Genomic DNA, 19,682 nt, shown 5'->3' on the forward strand with positions numbered 1-19,682 from the left:
CAAATTCTCGACAACACCTTATTTAAAAAATAATCGATTGAAATATAAGCGTTAATTATGAAACTAAAATATCAGACCGAGCGATACTCCCTCCCGGTAAGTGGAGGGAGTGCACGATGATTATGCATCGCTCACTGCCTATGCACCAAAGCGCGGCAATTTACTGAGACAGCGCGGCAGCATTAATCTCCAGAAATAACGCCTTATACCATTGCATGAGTCGCTTACGCTGCGCCGGAGTTTGTTCATACAGTCGACGAAATTCGACGCCCTCAACGATAATCGCAATCAGTTCAGAACTATCGGCTAAAGCCTCTTCACTGACCTGCGGCAAATGTCGACGGATCATCGTGGTCGCCTCATGTTTCATCTTCTGATCGGCTCGTTGTAAAATCGCCAATAAGCGAGGATTACGAAGAGATTCCGCGTTAATTTCCATCAAGAGCGCATCATCCAGCCGTTGACCGTCGGTAGGTGGTATTGCGCGAGCCAATAGTACCGTTTTTTGTGCTAAGTCGTGATTTTGCGCCAAAAATAGTGCAACCCTTTCACCAAGAGCTTTTACGGGCAATAACACTACGCTTTGATAATAAAACATAAAAAAACCCGGCTTTCGCCGGGTTCTGTCACTCACTGAAGCATTACTTCTTCAGATTTTCTTCGTTGCGTAGACGCTCAACTTCAGCATGCTGCTGACGAACAGTGTCTTTGATCTCTTCGTCGTGATTGGTGTTAACTTTCTTCACTACCACTTCTTCAACGACATGGGCGGTTTTATTTACGACTGGCTTCTCCGCCAATTCATCGACCACGACGCTTTTCTCACTCCAGTCGATGTTCTGACCTGTCACAGGGCGATTGACTGAATTACGCACCACTTCGGCGTGTTGCTCACGAAGGTTAACCTTCTGTGAAACATCTTCAGTCGTTACATAGCGGCGAATGCGGGTAGTACCCTCTTTCACCAAACGCTTGCCCACTTCTAGCTCTTCTTTCGCCAGTTGCAGGATTTCATCTTTCGTTTCATTGCCTGTCAGGTGTGGACGGGTATCACGTGGCGTCGGTGCAACAGGTGCTGCGGCAGTTTCAGTACCGCGTGCTTTCGCTGGGACATCGACCAGTTGATGACGGTTAAGGATAGCTAATGCTTTAGCATGCTCATCTTCACCGTGGGCAACGACTGTTAACACAGCACCATTTTTGTGAAGGGCCTCGCTATACAGCTCTGCATGTTCTTCTTCAACATCGTTTCCAAACAGGCGCTTCCAGATACTCGTATCTTTGAAAACGGTGCTGTCACTATCAAGGTCACGACCATGGATCACACTGATATCGCTTTCTTTAAAGTCAGCTTTAATGAGATTACGTTCAGCCGCTTGTGCGTGTTCAACTGTATCAAATAATGTGACGATTTTTTCGCTAGACATATTTTTACCTCATTTATCGGTGGATATTCTTTTTTGTGAAACGGTCTGATACTTCAGCGTTTCTTCGGATTTAAATTCGTTTACACTCTCATGACTCTCTATTCTAATCTCCTCCTTAAGATATATTTTTTTCACTATTTCTATGTGTTCCTCAAAGATGGGAATAATTTTCACCCCATTCTCTTCACGTATTTGCGGAATATCAGAAATATACTGACCAATAGGGACATGTTTTATTTCTGCCTGCCGACTGATTAACTGTTCGTTAATATCGACTTTCTTGGCTTCCGTTTTTCTTTCAACTTGAAACTGACTTTTAACATACTGTTTCTTTTCAATTTCTACTCTTTCTTCCACCAGAGGAATAATCAACTCCTCTGGCTGTTCGTTGGGAGTGTTCTTTATTTCTGGTTGCTTATCAGAACTCATCACACTTATTCCCCGATAGCTTATTGAGCCGCTTTCACTTGAATCGCGACTCGACGGTTTTGGTCACGACCTTGAGCGGTATCATTGTTCGCCACTACATGATCTGCGCCTTGACCATCAATGGTGATTTTAGAGCCGTCAACGCCATGTTGGGTTAACCAATCTTTAATCGCGTTAGCACGTTGGCCCGAAAGAGGTTGGTTAATTGCCTCAGTACCCGTGCTATCGGTAAAACCACGTACCACGATATTATGATCAGGATGTTGACTAATTAAGGTCGCCACTTGGTTTAAAGACTGCTCATCGGTGACTGACGGTGTCGCGTTACCGGTAGCGAAGCTCACTTGGTCTAAATCAATCCATTGGCTATCGTCGTTTCCTTCACCTGCATAATAATGTTGCAGGGCAGTTAACGCATTATCACTGTCGGCAGCAGGTGCTGCAGGTGGCGTAGAGTTGTCTGTAGCCGCTGGTTGTTCTGCAGGCTGGGACATTGCCGACGGAGAGGATGAAGGTGCTGGGGCAGCATCGTTATTATTTCGCTGGGTACTAAACCAGATAGCAAGAATAATAATGATGATGGCTAAAAGTAACCACCAAATTCCTTTGCCTTTCTTCTGCTTAATAATTTGCTGATCAACGACTGGGTCCACAAATTTCTTGTCAGTTCTTTTGTCCATAAATCACCTCAATTAATTCAACTCATCGTGTAAAGTTAAAAAATAAAAAGTTTCGCATTCCGTAAACTTAACATTAATCCTAGAACAAGCTTGCATTAGATCAAGAAACAAAAATTTCACTTTTAGGTCGTAATATTCATAACTCTATGAAATTAATAATAGCTTTCGGTAAAAGATATTTTAAAAAAAAGTTAAGTTAAGAATTATCTGTAGGGTTGAAATATTAGAATAATTAATTAAAAATGAATGAAATGAGTGAGTTATTCTCTATTAGTGCTCAGCCAGAAGAACTGCTATAGTCTGCGCCTTTTAGCGTTCTCATTGAGGAGTACAGATGGCCCCTTCTAACAAAGCCTCATCACCATCCAGTGCTTGGGGAGCAATGATAATCTGTGGCACCGTTGCCGGTGCAGGCATGTTTACACTCCCAGTGGTGATGGCAGGTGCTTGGTATAGCTGGTCAGTGTTAATGTTGGTGGTGAGTTGGTTCTGTATGCTGTTATCCGGGCTGCTGTTTATGAAAGTGAGCCTCAACTTTCCACTCGGCGCCGGTTACGATACGCTGACCCAAGCACTTACCCCTAAATGGTGGGGAAGGATCAATGGTCTGAGTATTATCTTTGTGTTGGGTATCCTGACCTATGCTTATATTTCAGCGAGCGGCCCTGTATACCAACAATCCTTAAATACGCTGGGTCTTGGACTAAACGGCGCTGAAGCCAAGGGATTGCTCACAGCAGTGGTAGGGCTTGTCGTCTGGCTAGGAACTAAAGGGGTAAGTCGGCTCATCACCCTGTGCTTAGTGGCTAAGCTTTTACTGTTCTTTATGCTATTCGGTGGCCTCATCCATCATGTTGACCTATCACAGCTGCTGACACCACAAGACGCTCTTTCGCATCCTGAAACCTATTGGCCATTTTTATTAGCAGTGGTGCCCTTCTGTCTGGCCTCTTTCGGCTTTCACGGCAATATCACCGGCCTCATCAGCTACTACCAAGGTAATGAGCGCAAAGTTAAACGCGCACTGATTGGCGGAACCTTATTTGCGCTGGTTATCTATCTTTTCTGGTTGACCTGTACCATGGGCAATATCCCGCGGCAAAACTTTCCGGAAATTAGCCGGCAAGGTGGCGATATACACGCGCTGATCCAAGCGATGCATGATCGAATTCCACAAAAATCCCTTGGGCTGCTACTGGATATCTTCTCGCACTTCGCGGTGATTTGTTCTTTCTTAGGAGTGACTGTCGGACTGTTCGATTTTGTCGCCGATAAGCTTGGTTTTACTGACAGTAAAACCGGACGCGCAAAAACCGCGCTGATCACCTTTTGTCCGCCGTTAATCGCCTCGATCCTATTCCCTCAGGGCTTTTTACTGGCCATCGGCTATGCCGGACTGCTGGCGACGTTGTGGGCGCTCTTTACGCCGGCGCTGCTGGCATGGAACGCCCACTCTCGCTTCGCACAGGGCGAACCTCGTCGTCTACGCTATCAGGTCGCGATAACGCTGGTTGTCGCGTTCGGTTTACTCAATATCGTTGCCTGGGTAGGTAGTCAACTGCATCTTATTCCTCTTTTTTAGGGATACGTGCTCACCGCTGAGCAGAGTGATAGACCCGCACTATACTTATTTAAAATCTGTATTGAGGGTCTATCATGTCTGAACGTTCAGTCGCTTCACTGATCATTGAACAGCTTGAAAAAGCCGGTGTGCAACACTGTTACGGCGTTGTCGGCGACACGCTAAATTACATTACCGATGAAATGAGTCGCAGTAGCATAAAGTGGCTGCACGTTCGTCATGAAGAGGTTGCAGGCTTTGCTGCCGGGGCAGAAGCCCTCATGACCGATAGATTAACCGCTTGTGCGGGGTCCTGCGGCCCGGGCGGCTTACATTTTATTAACGGTTTATTTGAAAGCCATCGTAATCGCGCACCGGTCATCCTGCTTGCCAGCCAGATCAGTAGTGAATTGCTCGGTAATGACTTCCCACAAGAGGTCGACTTCCTCTCCGTCTACCAAAGTTGCTCGGTATTTTGCGAACAGATCCTTACTGCTGACCAAGCTCCTGCAGTAATTCGCCGTGCTTGCCAAGCGGCGCTCAATCAGCGTGGGGTCGCCGTTGTTGTCGTCCCGGTGGATATCAGTAAAGCGAAAACGCACGCCGTCACCCAAACAATCTGGCAACCTCAACCTCAATTGATTCCAAACCCTCATGAGCTGCAGACGATTGCTGCGTTACTGAATAAAGGTAAGCGTGTCGCAATTTATGCTGGCGCGGGCTGCGAGGGGGCACATGATGATTTAGTCGCCTTAGCTGACCAGCTCAAGGCGCCGATCGTCAATACCTCTCGGGGTAAAGACTTTATTGAATACGATAACCCCTATTCTGTTGGCATGACGGGGATCTTTGGCTGCGAGGCAGGATTCGAGGCAATCAAACAATGCGACGTCTTATTACTGCTCGGCGCAGACTTCGCGTGGTCACAGTTCTATCCAGATCACGCAACCATTATCCAGATAGACCAACAAGCGACGCATTTAGGCCGCCGCCATCCCATCGCCTTCGGTGCCGTAGGCCGAGTCAGCGATACCCTTAGCGCACTGCTTCCGCTGGTCGACACCCAGAGTAACGATCAGTTTTTTCAGCAGATCGCTAAAGTACGCGATAAATCAGTTAAGCGTCGCCATAAAGAAGAACAACGCGCAACCGGCCACCCTATTCATCCACAATATCTGGTGAGCCTACTTAACCAACATGCAGCCAAAGATGCTCTCTTTACCGCCGATGGCGGGTCAGCAATGGTCTGGCTTTTACGTCATATCGATAGCTTAGGGACCCGCCGGACACTCGCCAGTCTGCTACACGGGACGATGGCCAATGCAATGCCGCAAGCCATTGGTCTACAAGTCGCTTTCCCTGAACGACAAGTGATTGCCCTCTGTGGAGATGGCGGACTGAGTATGCTTCTGGGCGACCTCTTTACGCTGGTCCAAGAAGCATTACCGGTGAAACTGGTGGTGATCAATAATGGGTCATTAAACTTCGTCGAGCTTGAGCAGAAAGTCGAAGGATTACTTGATCATTACACCAAACTAAAAAATGATAACTTTGCCAAAGTCGCCGGAGCCATCGGCCTCTACAGCCAGAAAGTGGTAGAAGCCGAAACCTTGGAAGACGCCATAGCACGTTTTCTGGCTCACCCCGGCCCCGCCCTGTTAGACGTCCATACCCATCCTAATGAGCTGGTGATGCCGCCCGAAATCTCGTTAACACAAGTGGCCGACACGGCACTGTACGCAACCAAGGCGTTATTCCACGGCCGATTAGCCGATGTCGCCAGCTTTGTAGGCAGTGAGATAAGTCAGAAGCTCGGTAAATAACACTTCGATTAATTATTCACCCCCCAATGCGACGCGTTGGGGAGAGTAGTCTATGCTTATAACTTTGATTTCTTCGGGGTCTTAATTGCGTAAGGAAAGCCTATGCTGAAAATTAAACGAAAAAAAGTAAAACCTATTGGCCTGAGTGATGTCACCATTATTGATGACAGCCGACTCAAAAAAGCAATCACTGCCGCCGCCTTAGGTAACGCTATGGAATGGTTTGACTTTGGTGTCTACGGGTATGTCGCCACTGTCTTGGGTAAAGTTTTCTTCCCTCATGCTTCACCGGGTATTCAGATCATCGCCGCACTCGCCACCTTCTCCGTACCCTTTATCGTTCGTCCGATTGGCGGAATGTTTTTCGGCAGACTGGGCGATAAATATGGTCGACAACAAATTCTTGCCATGACCATTATATTGATGACGCTCAGTACCTTCTGTATTGGCCTCATCCCTTCGTACAACACCATCGGTATCTGGGCACCCATCTTGCTGTTGATTGCCAAGATGGTACAAGGATTCTCGGTTGGCGGAGAATATACCGGCGCTTCCATCTTTGTCGCCGAATACTCGCCCGACCGAAAACGCGGATTTATGGGAAGTTGGCTCGACTTCGGTTCGCTAGTCGGTTTTATCTGTGGTGCGGGTGTCGTCGTACTATTAAACGCAATCTTAGGTCAAGAAACGTTCAATGACTGGGGATGGCGTATTCCGTTCTTCATGGCACTGCCACTGGGTTTTATCGGTCTGTACCTGCGCCACGCCTTAGAAGAGACCCCAGCATTCCAAAAACACGTTGAATCACTGGAAGAGGGATCTAAGCAAGGATTAAGCGAGGGGCCTTCCGTTCCATTTAAAGAAGTCGCCCGTAAACACTGGCGTAATCTTATTTCCTGTATCGGTATCGTCATTACCACTAACGTGGCGTACTACATGCTATTGACCTATGTCCCTAGCTACCTCAGCCACGACTTACACTACTCGGAAAACAGTGGTGTATTTATTATCGTCGTGATCATGGTCGCCATGCTTTTTGTGCAACCGATCATGGGGCTGCTGAGTGATAAATTTGGGCGCCGTCCCTTTATCATTATTGGTAGTGTGGCGATGGTATTATTCTCGATTCCTTCCTTTATGCTGATCACGCAGCACAGTTTAGTGGCGCTATTTTTTGGTCTCCTGATCCAAGCCATTATTCTTAACTGTTTGATTGGAGTGATGGCGTCGACGCTACCCGCGATGTTCCCGACCGAGGTTCGCTATAGCGCACTCGCCAGCACCTACAATATCTCGATTCTGATCGCAGGTATCACCCCAACCCTCACCGCTTGGTTAGTCGAAACGACCGGAAATCTTTATATGCCCGGTTGGTATTTAGTGGTGGTCGGTATTATCGGTGCCATTACCGGAGTTACCATGCGCGAGACGGCTAATAAGCCTTTATACGGTGGAACGCCTGCAGCCTCTTCTTTGGAAGAAGCAAAAGAGCTGTTGCAAGAACACCACGATGGTATTGAGCAGCGAATTGAAGATATTGACCAAGAAATAGAAGAGTTAAAACAAAAACGTCGTAACTTAGTCGATCAACATCCAAAGATTAATCACTAATCCCCCCAAACGGCTAAGCTTCAGTAGCCGTTTTTTTTGCATCGCGATGGCGTTCAGTCCAGCCAATGCGCTTGCCACCCAACCATAACATTCAGTTACCAGCAAAAAAATCATGAGTATCCTAGCTCGCTTATTGGTTTTTATTTGTGTTATGTTATAACAAAACATAACTAAGGATCTACCATGGCATTTACACCTCTGAAAAAAGGGCTAGTGTTAGCTCTACTCTGTAGTACCTCCATCTCAGTCTGGGCACATGGCAGTCACAGTCATGTGATGAGCGCAGAAGAGAAAAAGATTTCGCAGGGGGAGTTTAGCGATCAGCAAGTGGCTGAACGCCCTCTCTCTGATTGGGATGGCGTCTGGCAGTCAGGCTATCCTCTATTACAAAAAGGGGCCTTAGCACCAGTGTTTAAAGCGAAAGCCGCCGCTCAGCACAAATCTGAAAACGAGATTGCCCAGTACTATCAGACCGGTTATCAGACCGATATCGACAGTATTGAAATTGAGAATGGTCAGGTCGACTTTATCCAAGGCCAAAATAAAACTACCTGTCACTACCACAGTGCTGGCTATAAGATCCTCACCTATCCTTCCGGGAAGCGTGGGGTAAGGTATCTGTTCGAATGTCATGACCCGGCTTCGAAAGCGCCACGCTATCTACAATTTAGCGATCATCGTATCGCGCCGCACCATTCCGATCACTTCCACATTTTCCTAGGTAATGAGTCACAACAGGCATTATTCAGCGAACTCCATCATTGGCCGACTTACTTCCCGTACCAGATGATGGAGAAAGAGATCATTGAGGATATGATCCACCATTAAGCTTCTAACCATTTGTCTTGGATTAATTGGCGTTGCTGAGCGGTAACGCCATATTCCTGCTCCAGCCACTGCTCAATCGAAGCGTATCGCTGCTTTATCGCCGTCAAGGCTGCGACGAGCCACGCTTTATCGACCGAGAGCAGTTGTCGAAAGTTAGCCTGCGCTTTTTCGCTGACTCCTGCTGGCCAGAGCGCTAACGCCTGCTGGCCAATCTCCTCCAATCGACCATTGGTCGCGAGATAGTCGTCAATAATCACTGACTCTTCACACCCCAAGAGTAAGAGGGTGATCGCACATCCTAGTCCAGTGCGATCTTTACCGACCGCGCAGTGCTGAATAACAGTCTGGGTTTCGGGATGACTGAGGGTGGCGATCAACTGACGCCACGCCGGATTATTAAAAGGTAATTGTTGATAGAGTTGCGTCATAAAGCGATCGACGTCTAATGCTTCAATGGCCTGCGGCGAGAACTCGACCACCTTGGCATCGACGACTAGATCCGGCGGATTCGCCGGAATATTTAGGTAATTGGCTGCAGTAACAATCTGGTCGGGTTTGGCCTGCGCTTCATGAATATCACGATAATCCAGAATGGTAACACCTGCCAACTGAGCTAACTGCTCAGAATCTTGTGCAGTGAGCCGATCCAAAGCGCTACAGCGGAATAGGCAATTTGAGCGAATTTTTCGCCCCTCTTTCGTCAATAAACCGCCCAGTTGACGAAAATTAGCGATACTTTGTAACCTGATAGGTTGAGACATCATGGCGTTTTTTTCCTTTAGACCGCAGCCCATGCTAAATAAAAAATATTGAGGCGAGTCTGCCATCATACTGCTTTATATCTCGCAAAAGATGATCGATATCATAGCTTTACGCGGCGGGTAAGAAAGCCATCCTAAAGATAATTTATTCGATGAAGCAACCATTAATAGAGGTTATCGCAGGTTTGAAAATCAATTATTTCTTGAATTTACGCACAAAATTTTTTGCCATGATATTCAAATTTATTCAATTTCATCACGTAACTATTCCGCTATATGATTGGTTTTTCAACAGGAGATACTGTGATGACACTACTCACTAAATTTAATCATGCTGTGGATCACCCTAATGCAGGCCGCTTACTCCTTAGGGTATTACTGGGTGGTTTGATGCTATTTCACGGATACTTTAAGCTCACGCACGGTGTATCCTGGATCGCTCCGATCCTTGCGGCTCACCACCTTCCGAGCCTGCTGGCCTATGGGGCTTATATTGGAGAAGTGGTCGCACCACTGTGTATTATTTTCGGCCTCTTCACCCGTGTGGCGGCTCTGGTTTATGCCATCAATATGGTGTTTGCTGTCTTACTTATTGCTGGCGCAAACTTCTGGAACACCACCGATGTAGGGGCTTGGGCGCTGGAAACTGAAGCGCTCTATTTAGTTGGCGGCTTAGTCGTGATGTTGCTTGGCGCAGGGAAATACAGTATCTCTAAAGAGTAATTCGCTCAGGGGGAGGAAACTCACTTTCACTCCCCTCACTTCTCGACACACTTCTCTCTCTTGCTTGACATCATTAGGCGCCTATAATTAAGCCAATCCCCTAGCCTATTGGAGTTAATCATGTCGACCAAGCGTCAAGTTCCTGGTATTCATCCCTATAGTGGACCCGCTGGCGGCTGGGGGGCTTTAAAAGCCACGGCGATCGCCGTTAAAACGCAGATGGATACCCTAGTCGCGCCCAAGGCGCTACTGAATACCAATCAGCCAGATGGTTTCGACTGCCCGGGATGTGCATGGCCAGATAAGAATCATCACTCGACTTTCCAGTTTTGTGAGAACGGCGCCAAAGCGGTAACATGGGAAGCGACCTCACGTCGTGTCACCGCTGAGTTTCTAAGTAAAACGCCGGTCAGTACCTTGCTTCAACGCAGTGATTACGAACTGGAGGGGTATGGTCGCTTAACCCAACCGCTACGCTATAACGCTGACACAGATACGCTGCAACCTGTGAGTTGGGAACAGGCATTCAGTCTTATCGGTAAGACCTTGCAGGGTCTATTGCCCAAACAAGTCGAATTCTATACTTCAGGACGAACCTCTAACGAGGCGGCTTACCTCTATCAGTTAATGATCCGCGAATATGGCTGTAACAACTTCCCTGACTGTTCGAATATGTGTCACGAGGCGACCAGCGTTGGATTACCGCACTCTATTGGTATCGGTAAAGGGACAGTGTCCTTAGAGGATTTCGATAAAACAGAACTTATCATCTCAATCGGCCATAATCCCGGTACAAACCACCCACGGATGATGGGGACACTGCATGAAGCTGCTCGTCGCAACGTGCCCATTATTGTGTTTAATCCGATGAAAGAACGTGCCTTAGAGCGCTTCGCCGATCCGCAAAATGCATTAGAGATGGCAACCTATCAGTCGACCGATATTGCCTCGTCCTATTACCAAGTTAAAGCGGGGGGCGATGCCGCGGCACTCAAAGGGATAGCCAAAGCCCTACTGGATGCCGAGGCGATCAGTCATGATATCTTGGATCATACGTTTATCGACGAACATACTCTAGGCTTTGAAGAATTTGCGCAGGATTTGCGCGAAACCTCTTGGCAAGCAATAGAACAGGCAAGTGGCCTAAGCGTCGAACAGCTTACCCGGGTGGCTGAACATTACGCCAACTCCAAGGCCACCATCATCACCTACGGTATGGGAATTACTCAGCATGAGCACGGTACCGAAAACGTACAGTTGATTGCGAGCCTGCTATTGATGCGCGGAAATTTTGGCAAGCCTGGCGCAGGGATCTGCCCACTACGCGGCCACTCAAATGTTCAAGGAAACCGAACGGTGGGGATCTCTGAGAAACCTACCGAGCGTTTTTTGCAGGATCTGGATCATTTCTTCGGTATACGCTCACCGCGCGAACACGGTCACGATGCCGCGGCGGCGATGGAAGCGATGATTCGTGGTGAGTCCAAAGCCCTTATCTGTTTGGGCGGAAACTTTGCCGTCGCCCTCCCCGATCCGCAACACTGTTTCCCAGCACTCAACGCATTGGAACTGAGTGTTCATATCGCCACCAAACTCAATCGCAGTCACCTGCTGGTGGCGAAAGAAACTCTGATCCTACCTTGTTTAGGGCGCACCGAAATTGACAAGCAAGCCACTGGCCGACAATCGATTACGGTCGAAGACAGTATGTCGATGGTGCATGCCTCCGCCGGTAAGTTAAAACCTGCCTCACCCGCGTTATTATCTGAGATCGCAATAGTGGCCGGGATGGCACAAGCCATCTTACCTCACTCCCGAGTCAACTACGCCTATTACATGGAGGATTATGCCCGTATCCGCGATGCTATAGAGGCCACCATCCCTGGATTTGCACAATATAATCAACGCATTGAACAACCGGGAGGATTTCGCATGCCGTTACCGCCCACCCAGCGCCAGTGGCCAACGCCCTCTGGCCGAGCGCATTTTATGGTCTATCCGGGGCTAAATGAAGATCATGCTCTGACCGAGCAGCGAGTCTTTCGCTTAATCACCCTACGCAGTCATGACCAATACAACACCACGCTTTATGGCTTAGACGATCGCTATCGTGGCGTATTTGGGCGTCGAGACGTGCTGTTTATGAATCCAGAGGATATGAGTGAACAAGGACTGGAACACGGTGATATCGTGGATATCGAGACCGCCTTACCTGATTGCCAAGCGAAGATGACGCAGATCACCGTGATCGAATATGCTATCGCCAAAGGTTCGGTAGGGGCCTATTATCCTGAGGCTAACATTCTCATTCCGTTAAGTTACCGTGATCAGCAGAGTGGAACCCCAGCCTATAAGTCCTTACCGGTTAAATTAGTCGCACAGACCACAGAACCCGCCTAGAACGACTTGCGAGGTGCTCGCCACCTCGCCCTCTTTGATAAGAAACTTTATCTAAATTGTTTAGAAATGTTTTTTTTGTGATCTAAATCTTTTTTTTGAGTATTTTTACAAAAAATTACGTTACTCTTTTGTTACGCATAGCGTTCCAATGAATGACTAAAACTAAGAATAACTACGATGAAAGACGAAAAATAATTTTCTGAGTAAGGTCTAACCAAGGACGTCGCCGCCTCTTTGGTCAATCAAGTGGATTAGTCGCCAGCTTCGCTATTGGTAGCGTGCTGACCGGGCAAGCCATTGCCGCGACACCGGAAAAGGCAGCCGTGACTTCTCCTGATCCCGATACTCTCAACCAATTCCTGAAGGTTTCTCGCTTATTAACCGGGCATCACTCGCTTGATACCACCTTAGGCCAGCGTCTATGGGAAGCGCTTAATCAGCATTCGGCGCAATTCTCAGACCAGTATGCGGCCTCAAGCCAGTGGATCGACGAGCATAAACCTGCCGATGTGGAAGCGCTGGATCAGCAACTGCAAGGGCAGCCGCAACATGAGGTGATGATGGCTATCATCCGTGGCTGGTATCTCGGCGTTGTGGACAACAGCCACCATGCACAAGTGCTCTCTTACCCGAATGCGCTGATGTATCAGGTTCCCCGTGACGGCATGGTCATTCCGACCTATGCACATAACGGTCCTGATTACTGGACGGCGGAGCCACCCCCGGTTGATCGTTTATTAACATTCTAATTTTCTGAGCCGATTTTCTCGTTTCAGAAAAAATGTTACCGATAACTAATTCCACCTTTTGGAGTTACTGTGAGAAATTTTTTTCAACTCGCCTCCGCGCGAGTCAACTCGCCCTGAAGATTTCGGCAATCTGCCTTGGATTTGGCAGCCTCGCGGGTGTCGCGCAAGCCGCTGAACAAGTTCCTGTTCAAGCGCCCTCCCCTGAGCAGACTCAGCAGAATTTAATTGCTAAAGGTCAATATTTGGCTATCGCCGCCGACTGTGCAGCGTGCCATACCGATCCTACCACCAAGCAACCTTTTGCCGGCGGTTACGCGATCCACTCACCGATGGGCGTCATCTACTCCACCAATATCACGCCGTCGAAGCAATTTGGCATCGGTTCCTATACCGAGTAACAGTTTGAACAAGCGGTGCGTCACGGCATCCGTGGCGACGCTGCGCATCTCTATCCGGCCATGCCTTATGCTTCTTACTCTGGCTTAACCGATGAGGATATTCATGCGCTTTACACTTACTTTATGCAGAGTGTTGCGCCGGTCGATACCGAGAATAAAACCACGGCCCTGAGCTTCCCGTTTAATATCCTCCAGATGATGATGAGGTGGAACTTACTGTTCCTTAAGTCCGTTGCTTACCAAAACGATGCCTCGCAAAGCGCAGAGTGGAACCGCGGAAAATACCTCGTCGACAATCTTGAGCACTGCGGTGAGTGTCACTCCCCGCGTAACATGATGATGGCACAGAAACAAGGCGCTGATGCGCTGAGCGGTGCGGCTTTAGGTAGCTGGTATGCCCCTAATCTGACCGCCGACAAACTCAGTGGTCTTGGTAGCTGGTCACGGGATCAATTAAAACAGTATCTGCAAACGGGTGATGTTCCAGGTAAAGCGCAGGCAGCCTGTCCGATGGCTGAGGCGGTCACCAATAGCCTACAACATCTGCATGATGCCGATATCGAAGCCATTATCACTTATCTGCAAAGCCTACCGGCCCACGCTCAGTCCCATCAGGCCAAGGCGACAGGTGACTTTGGACAAGCCTCCAATGTCGATACCGAAGTACGAGGTACCGCAGGACTCGGAATCGGGTTACCGCAAGAGATGAGTGGTAAAGCGCTCTACGACAGTGCGTGTGCAAGCTGCCACCAGCCGGATGGACAAGGCACTCCTGACCATTTCTATCCTTCGCTATCACACAACACCGCTACCGGTGGCAATACGCCGAATAACTTGGTCTCCGCCATCTTGTTTGGTGTTCAGCGTGAAGTGAAAGGCAAAGAAGTGTTAATGCCGAGCTTTGGTCCTGATTCACAGGTGCAAGCCCTGAGCGATAAGCAAATTGCCAGCCTCAGTAATTATATTTTCCAACAATACGGTAATCCCGATCTGCAGGTGACTCCTGAACAGGTAACGGCGTTGCGTCAAGGAGGGGAACAACCTCTACTCGCACGCATTGCGGGACCCGCTACCCTCGGTGGAGCGGTCTTGGTGGCATTGATTATCGTATTACTGGTTATCCGCCGTTCGCGTAAAAAGTCTCGTGGATAAACCATTCGAATTCGCAGTGAGAGGGTGTTATGTCAGAACAATATCTGGCTTAGGGAAATGTTCCATGGCCTCGATCATTGCCAAGGCCCCTTTGCCAATCTCTTCGCCCGGCTGGAACACGAGCATTAAGGTTCCCTTCCATAACGCTCGATGTTTAGCGAAGATTTCCGCGGCCCCGATTAACCAGGCAACGTGCATATCATGACCACACATATGGGAGACGGGCGTTGGCGTTCCATCCTCCAGTTTCCCCACCGCTTGACTCGCATAAGGTAGGCCCGTCTTTTCGGGCATCGGCAAGGCATCCATATCGGCCCGTAACATAACGACCGGCCCCTCGCCGTTCTCCAACAGTCCCACGACACCGGTTACCCCCACCTTTTCCGTCACTTGATATCCGCAGTGGTGCAGGTTTTTGGCGACAAGTGAGGCGGTTCTGACTTCTTGCATCGATAGCTCGGGATGCTGGTGAAGATCTTTATACAGCGCGTCAAGTTTAGGAAGGAGTGCTTGAATATCAGGTTGTAATGCTTTTAGGGTCGGATTCATAGTTACCGCGTCGATGAAAAGCCTAAGGTTCTACTCTCACTGGTCGACAAGGATGTGGCAATTTTTGCGTAAAGGTATTGTTGAAGATTAATAAACGGTGATTTAGCACCAAAACCTTAGGGAGGTTAAGAAGGTCGCCGTCCTTAAGCGCACGACGACCCACAGAGATTAGAAAATTGACAATGGATACTGGGCGATGACGCGAATTTCATTCCCGCCAGCATTGTAGTCAGAGGCGTCAGACGAGACACGCAATACTGAGTAACGGATCCCTAACTGTAGATCTTTGGCGAAACCAGAAGGGATCTTATATTGGATCTGGTTGAAGAACTCATGCTCATGACCGTTACTGGAGGCCGAGGTTTTGATGTTATCGCCGCGCACATAAGCCACGTCATAACGCAGTCCTTCTATACCTAACCCTGCGAGATCCACGGAATAAGCGGCTTGCCAAGAGCGCTCGTCCTCACCATTAAAGTCAGACCAGTAGGAGTTCGCTAACCAAATCGTGTTACCGCCATCACCGATTCCGCCTTTGTTACGGTAACCGCCATACATATAACCACTGCTACCGGTATTCTGTTGGTAAGCGACTTTAAACGTATGGATATCGTAGGTATAACTAGCCGCTAGGCTCCAAATGGTATTACTGCGGCCACTATTGATACTGTCGGCATAGGCTTTATCAAGGCGGGAATTATAGCCATTGAAGTCCCAGACCATCTTCTGTTTTTCGTCGAAGGGTTGAGTATAGGTAAAACCTAAATACTGTTTGTTGTCGACATCTTGTACATGAGACGCATAGGCCGAGGCGGTGAACTGGTCATTAAAGACGTATTTCACACCACCAAAGGCGATATTATCTAAGCCAGAATCGTGGCTCTCAGCGCTTTTGCGCTGCTCGGCGGTAAAGTAACCGCCGGTAATATCCAGACCGTCGATCTCTTGAGAATCCAGCATAAAACCGGTGTAGGTTTCAGCTAACAGACGAGAACTGTCCGAGGTCAGAATAGGTAGGGTTGGCTGTTGTGTACCGTAACTAAAAACGGTATTGGAAAAGCGCATTTTCGCTGTCGCGCCAAATTTCGCCAAATCTTTCTTCGCGCGGCCATCACTGTCTTGCGAAAAGTAGTCTATTCCCCCCGCACCACTCCGGCCACGACCACCATCCAGACGGACGGCGTATTGACCGATGGCATCGACACCGAAGCCTACCGCACCTTGGGTAAAGCCGGAGCTATAGGTACCGATAAAGGCCTGACCCCATTCGCGACGTGTGCGTACCCCTTCATCTTTATAATTACGATTGATCATCGCATTTTTAATTAAAAGATTAAGGTGGCTATCTTCGATAAATCCGTTACTTTCCTGTTGAGACGCTGCAAAAGCGGGTTGGGCGACCAACATCGCTAAAAAAGAAAAAGAAAAAACCTTGTTCACTGTGTCTGCCTATTATGTAAATTTATATGAATTTTTATAGGTAAGTTTTACTTACTTTGACAATCTAGCATTGTTAATCCAGTTTTAAAAAGCATTAAAACTCTTTTTTTTATTCTTTTTTCGATAGCTACCACCCTGGAATCGCACCACCTTTGAACAGTCGCTCTGCGGCCTGAGCCACTTCCGGTGACTGATAAGCTTTTACAAACTCCTGCACGTTTTTCGCTTGGCGGTTATCCTCGCGGCTAACAATAATATTGACATAGGGGGAGTGCTTATCTTCGATAAACAAGTTGTCGTGCAACGGGGATAACCCTGTTTGTTGGATATAGGTGGTACTGATAATAGCAATCGCCACTTTAGGATCATCCAATACGTGCGGTAACTGCGCCCCTTCCAACTGCAGAATGGTCAGATGCCGAGGGTTTTGGGTAATATCCAATGTGGTGGGTAAAAGTCCTTTACCCGGCGCCAAGCTGAGTAGCCCCTGCTTTTCTAACAGCAGTAGCGCCCGCCCTAAGTTAGTCGGATCATTGGGTACTGCGACGGTCGCATAATCCTTGAGCTGCGACACAGAATGAATATGACGAGAATAGGCCGCAATCGGGAAAACGAAAGTATTACCTACCGCAACTAAATGATAGCCATGGGCAGCATTATCTTGTGCCAAGAAAGGTCGGTGCTGAAAGACATTGGCATCCAGCTCGCCACGATTCGTTGCATCATTGGGCAGTATCGACCCACTGAAACTGACCAAATCGACTGTTAAACCGTATTTCTGTTTAGCTACCTGCTTGGCCACTTCGGCGACTTGCTCCTCCGCTCCGGTGATCACCCCCACCTTGATATGCGACATATCTTCTGGCGCTTTATCACATGCCGCCAGCAAGCAGCCCGCAAAGAGTAATGACATTAGTTTTAGGTGGCGCATCAGGGTTCCTTAAGATAGTGGTCACGACATAAGTGGAAGTTTAGGCATCTAGACATCCAAATAAATCTAATCAATCTTTGAGGCTGATGCAAGTGAAAGAGCTGAAGGTCTTTTCATGATCAGGCCAAGGATGCCGGAAACCCTTGATGCCTTGCGCTTATATCCATTACGACTAAGCTTTTCGCTTATCGTTTTTTAACAAACCAAACGGTTACTGTTAGGCTCAAACGCTACCCTTTCGATTCGCACTGACGCTAAGGCTGCTAAGATGTCGTTGAACACTGAGGAATTTTCGACCTACCTAACCGATTTTCGCCACGAACTTCATCGTTTTCCGGAGCTTTCGTCACAAGAAGTGGAAACCACTCGCCGTATCCGCCAACAACTTGATGCGCATCAAATACGGGTGCTTGATTTACCGCTTAACACCGGATTGGTGGCTGAAGTGGGACCGGTAGACGGGCCGCTATTCGTGATCCGCTCAGACATTGACGCGTTGCCGATTGAAGAGCAAGCTGATGTCAGTTATCGCTCTGAACACCCCGGCATCATGCATGCCTGTGGTCATGATTTTCACAGTACCGCCGCCTTAGGCGCAGCGATCATCCTGAAGCGACAAGAGGCTCAGCTGTTGGGTCGAGTCCGTATTTTATTTCAAGCCGCTGAAGAGATTGGCGTGGGCGCGCAAGAGATTATTGCTAGCGGTGCATTGGATGAGGCTTTTGCGGTAGTCGGTCTCCATAACGATCCCTCCCTCCCAGCGGGCACTATTGGCTGTAAAAGCGGTCCCTTAACCGCGGCAGTCGACTGTTTTGCTATAAGTGTTCAAGGAGTTGGGAGCCATGCGGCAAAACCTGAGCAGAGTATCGATCCTATCGTTATCGCTAGCCAGCTGGTCGCTAGTCTGCAATCCATTATTAGTCGTAATATTCCGTCGGCGGATAATGCCGTGGTTTCTATTACCCAGTTCCATAGCGGTAGCGCGTGGAATATCATTCCTGATAAGGCATGGCTAGAAGGGACGGTCAGAAGTTTTTCTGCTCAAGCGCGGGAGAGGATTCAACAACGTTTTCAACAGATTATCACCGGCTTTTCTGCCGCGTTTGACGTCAAGATTGATCTCGACTGGCAGGCTGGTCCTCCTTCAGTGGTTAACGATCCGCACTGGGCGGCATTTGCCTTAGCACAGGCAACAAAAAGTGGTTTGATCGCTAAAGAGGTCGATGCCAGTCCAATTGGCGAAGACTTCGCCTATTATTTACAGCGTACCCCCGGTACGTTTGTGATGGTCGGCACCGGAGAGCAACACCCGCTGCACCACCCCGCTTTCAAGATAAACGATCAGGTTCTCCTGCCCACTGCCCAGTATCTGGCCGATTTTGCCATCTCTGGATTGACCGCATACCGTGCAGGGTAATGCCCCCAGAAGGGGGCATTGGGGAGATTAGTGCGAAACATCTGCCCCGAAGTATTTCTGGGAGATTTTCTGATAGGTACCGTCTTTTTTCAGCTCAGCTAAGGCAGTATTAATGGCGGTTTGTAACGACGTATCGTCTTTACGCATTAACACACCCGATGCACTGGCATTATCTTCCGAGGCGACGACTTTCACGGGCGCATTCGCACGGTGCTTTTTAAAGTCGAGATAAGAGAGGTTATCGTTGACCGTTGCATCAGCACGGCCTTGTACAACTAAATCTACCGCTTGATTAAAGCCGTCGGTATTTACCAATTCCGCGCCATAATGGCGAGCAATCTGTGCATAATTACTGGTCAGGGATTGCGCAGATTTCTTCCCTTTTAGATCGGTAAACTGATGGATGCTGTCGTTATCACTTTTAACGACCAGTACCGCTTTGGACGCGATATACGGCGCTGAGAACGCATACTTTTTCTGACGCTCTGGGCTGATACCGACTTCGTTAATGACCACGTCATAACGTTTTGCATCCAAACCGGCGATCAAACCGTCCCACTTACTTTCGACAAAGACCGGCTTCACTTTAAGCTGTTTAGCAATCGCTTCACCAATCTCCACATCAAAACCAGTCAGATCTCCCGAGATAGTATGAAAGGTAAAGGGCGCATAGGTGCCTTCTGTACCGATCTTCAATTGGCCAGACGATTTTACGTTGGCAAGGGTATCTGCCATCGCTGAGCTTGCGAAGGCCAGAGGGACTAACATAGCGGCTAGTGCAAGAGAACTCTTTTTCATAACGA

19 protein-coding genes and 1 pseudogene are annotated in these 19,682 nt (G+C 48.4%); 10 read left to right on the top strand and 10 right to left on the bottom strand.

The window, feature by feature from the left end:
• Nucleotides 1-160: 160 nt before the first annotated feature.
• Genes HGT71_RS09070 through HGT71_RS09085 form a run of 4 tightly spaced genes read right to left on the bottom strand, consistent with a single transcriptional unit; the run spans nt 161 to nt 2,536 of the window.
• Nucleotides 161-598 (bottom strand): hypothetical protein, encoded by a 438-nt coding sequence (locus HGT71_RS09070; protein WP_214217487.1) that lies wholly within the window; start codon nt 596-598, stop codon nt 161-163.
• A gap of 43 nt (nt 599-641) precedes the next feature.
• The gene (locus tag HGT71_RS09075; RefSeq protein WP_048913798.1) at nt 642-1,427 is read right to left on the bottom strand and encodes a YsnF/AvaK domain-containing protein; all 786 of its coding nucleotides are present in this window, start codon (nt 1,425-1,427) and stop codon (nt 642-644) included.
• 9 nt (nt 1,428-1,436) lie between these two features.
• Nucleotides 1,437-1,856: a DUF2382 domain-containing protein gene (locus HGT71_RS09080; RefSeq protein ID WP_214217488.1), complete on the bottom strand. Its 420-nt coding sequence runs from the start codon at nt 1,854-1,856 to the stop codon at nt 1,437-1,439.
• A 20-nt stretch (nt 1,857-1,876) separates the two neighbouring features.
• Nucleotides 1,877-2,536: an OmpA family protein gene (locus HGT71_RS09085; protein ID WP_214217489.1), complete on the bottom strand. Its 660-nt coding sequence runs from the start codon at nt 2,534-2,536 to the stop codon at nt 1,877-1,879.
• 334 nt (nt 2,537-2,870) lie between these two features.
• On the opposite strand from HGT71_RS09085, the gene HGT71_RS09090 reads away from it, so the two are divergent.
• The 3 genes from HGT71_RS09090 to proP all read left to right on the top strand — a co-directional run bounded on the left by HGT71_RS09090 (nt 2,871) and on the right by proP (nt 7,531).
• Nucleotides 2,871-4,118: an aromatic amino acid transporter gene (locus HGT71_RS09090; RefSeq protein ID WP_214217490.1), complete on the top strand. Its 1,248-nt coding sequence runs from the start codon at nt 2,871-2,873 to the stop codon at nt 4,116-4,118.
• A gap of 74 nt (nt 4,119-4,192) precedes the next feature.
• Entirely contained in the window at nt 4,193-5,920 is a 1,728-nt protein-coding gene (locus HGT71_RS09095) for a thiamine pyrophosphate-dependent enzyme (protein WP_214217491.1), read from the top strand.
• Between the two features lie 105 nt (nt 5,921-6,025).
• Nucleotides 6,026-7,531 (top strand): glycine betaine/L-proline transporter ProP, encoded by a 1,506-nt coding sequence (gene proP / locus HGT71_RS09100; RefSeq protein WP_214217539.1) that lies wholly within the window; start codon nt 6,026-6,028, stop codon nt 7,529-7,531.
• On the opposite strand, the gene HGT71_RS09105 is transcribed toward proP, so the two are convergent.
• Nucleotides 7,499-7,645 carry a hypothetical protein gene (locus HGT71_RS09105; RefSeq protein WP_214217492.1) on the bottom strand — a complete coding sequence of 49 codons (147 nt, stop codon included), beginning with the start codon at nt 7,643-7,645 and terminating at the stop codon, nt 7,499-7,501. The two genes, proP and HGT71_RS09105, sit on opposite strands and share 33 nt — an antisense overlap.
• Before the next feature lie 69 nt (nt 7,646-7,714).
• On the opposite strand from HGT71_RS09105, the gene HGT71_RS09110 reads away from it, so the two are divergent.
• Entirely contained in the window at nt 7,715-8,359 is a 645-nt protein-coding gene (locus tag HGT71_RS09110; RefSeq protein ID WP_214217493.1) for a ZinT family metal-binding protein, read from the top strand.
• Here the strand turns inward: HGT71_RS09110 and HGT71_RS09115 are convergent.
• Nucleotides 8,356-9,123, bottom strand: coding sequence for a tyrosine-protein phosphatase (locus HGT71_RS09115; RefSeq protein ID WP_214217494.1), 768 nt, complete (start codon nt 9,121-9,123; stop codon nt 8,356-8,358). The two genes, HGT71_RS09110 and HGT71_RS09115, sit on opposite strands and share 4 nt — an antisense overlap.
• Nucleotides 9,124-9,426: 303 nt before the next feature.
• On the opposite strand from HGT71_RS09115, the gene HGT71_RS09120 reads away from it, so the two are divergent.
• The 5 genes and pseudogenes from HGT71_RS09120 to HGT71_RS09135 all read left to right on the top strand — a co-directional run bounded on the left by HGT71_RS09120 (nt 9,427) and on the right by HGT71_RS09135 (nt 14,542).
• Complete coding sequence (locus HGT71_RS09120; RefSeq protein ID WP_048912921.1) at nt 9,427-9,843, top strand: DoxX family protein; 417 nt, start codon at nt 9,427-9,429, stop codon at nt 9,841-9,843.
• A gap of 120 nt (nt 9,844-9,963) precedes the next feature.
• Nucleotides 9,964-12,243: an FdhF/YdeP family oxidoreductase gene (locus HGT71_RS09125; RefSeq protein WP_214217495.1), complete on the top strand. Its 2,280-nt coding sequence runs from the start codon at nt 9,964-9,966 to the stop codon at nt 12,241-12,243.
• 233 nt (nt 12,244-12,476) lie between these two features.
• A pseudogene (locus HGT71_RS09130) lies at nt 12,477-12,992 on the top strand (sugar dehydrogenase complex small subunit); the annotation flags it as partial.
• Between the two features lie 32 nt (nt 12,993-13,024).
• The gene (locus HGT71_RS15955) at nt 13,025-13,390 is read left to right on the top strand and encodes a hypothetical protein (RefSeq protein WP_338327772.1); all 366 of its coding nucleotides are present in this window, start codon (nt 13,025-13,027) and stop codon (nt 13,388-13,390) included.
• A gap of 15 nt (nt 13,391-13,405) precedes the next feature.
• Nucleotides 13,406-14,542, top strand: coding sequence for a c-type cytochrome (locus HGT71_RS09135; RefSeq protein WP_342355448.1), 1,137 nt, complete (start codon nt 13,406-13,408; stop codon nt 14,540-14,542).
• Nucleotides 14,543-14,569: 27 nt separating this feature from the next.
• Here HGT71_RS09135 and HGT71_RS09140 read toward each other — a convergent pair whose 3' ends face one another.
• The 3 genes from HGT71_RS09140 to HGT71_RS09150 all read right to left on the bottom strand — a co-directional run bounded on the left by HGT71_RS09140 (nt 14,570) and on the right by HGT71_RS09150 (nt 17,462).
• Entirely contained in the window at nt 14,570-15,091 is a 522-nt protein-coding gene (locus HGT71_RS09140) for a M20/M25/M40 family metallo-hydrolase (protein ID WP_214217496.1), read from the bottom strand.
• A 168-nt stretch (nt 15,092-15,259) separates the two neighbouring features.
• Entirely contained in the window at nt 15,260-16,531 is a 1,272-nt protein-coding gene (locus HGT71_RS09145) for an OprD family outer membrane porin (protein ID WP_422047223.1), read from the bottom strand.
• A 127-nt stretch (nt 16,532-16,658) separates the two neighbouring features.
• Entirely contained in the window at nt 16,659-17,462 is an 804-nt protein-coding gene (locus HGT71_RS09150) for a MetQ/NlpA family lipoprotein (RefSeq protein WP_214217497.1), read from the bottom strand.
• Between the two features lie 268 nt (nt 17,463-17,730).
• Here HGT71_RS09150 and HGT71_RS09155 point away from each other — a divergent pair, with 268 nt between their 5' ends.
• Nucleotides 17,731-18,879 carry an amidohydrolase gene (locus HGT71_RS09155; RefSeq protein ID WP_214217498.1) on the top strand — a complete coding sequence of 383 codons (1,149 nt, stop codon included), beginning with the start codon at nt 17,731-17,733 and terminating at the stop codon, nt 18,877-18,879.
• Between the two features lie 27 nt (nt 18,880-18,906).
• Here the strand turns inward: HGT71_RS09155 and HGT71_RS09160 are convergent, their stop codons facing one another.
• Nucleotides 18,907-19,677 (bottom strand): amino acid ABC transporter substrate-binding protein, encoded by a 771-nt coding sequence (locus HGT71_RS09160; RefSeq protein ID WP_214217499.1) that lies wholly within the window; start codon nt 19,675-19,677, stop codon nt 18,907-18,909.
• Nucleotides 19,678-19,682 lie beyond the last annotated feature (5 nt).

The organism is Rosenbergiella epipactidis (genome assembly GCF_018494055.1).
GTDB lineage: Bacteria > Pseudomonadota > Gammaproteobacteria > Enterobacterales > Enterobacteriaceae > Rosenbergiella > Rosenbergiella epipactidis.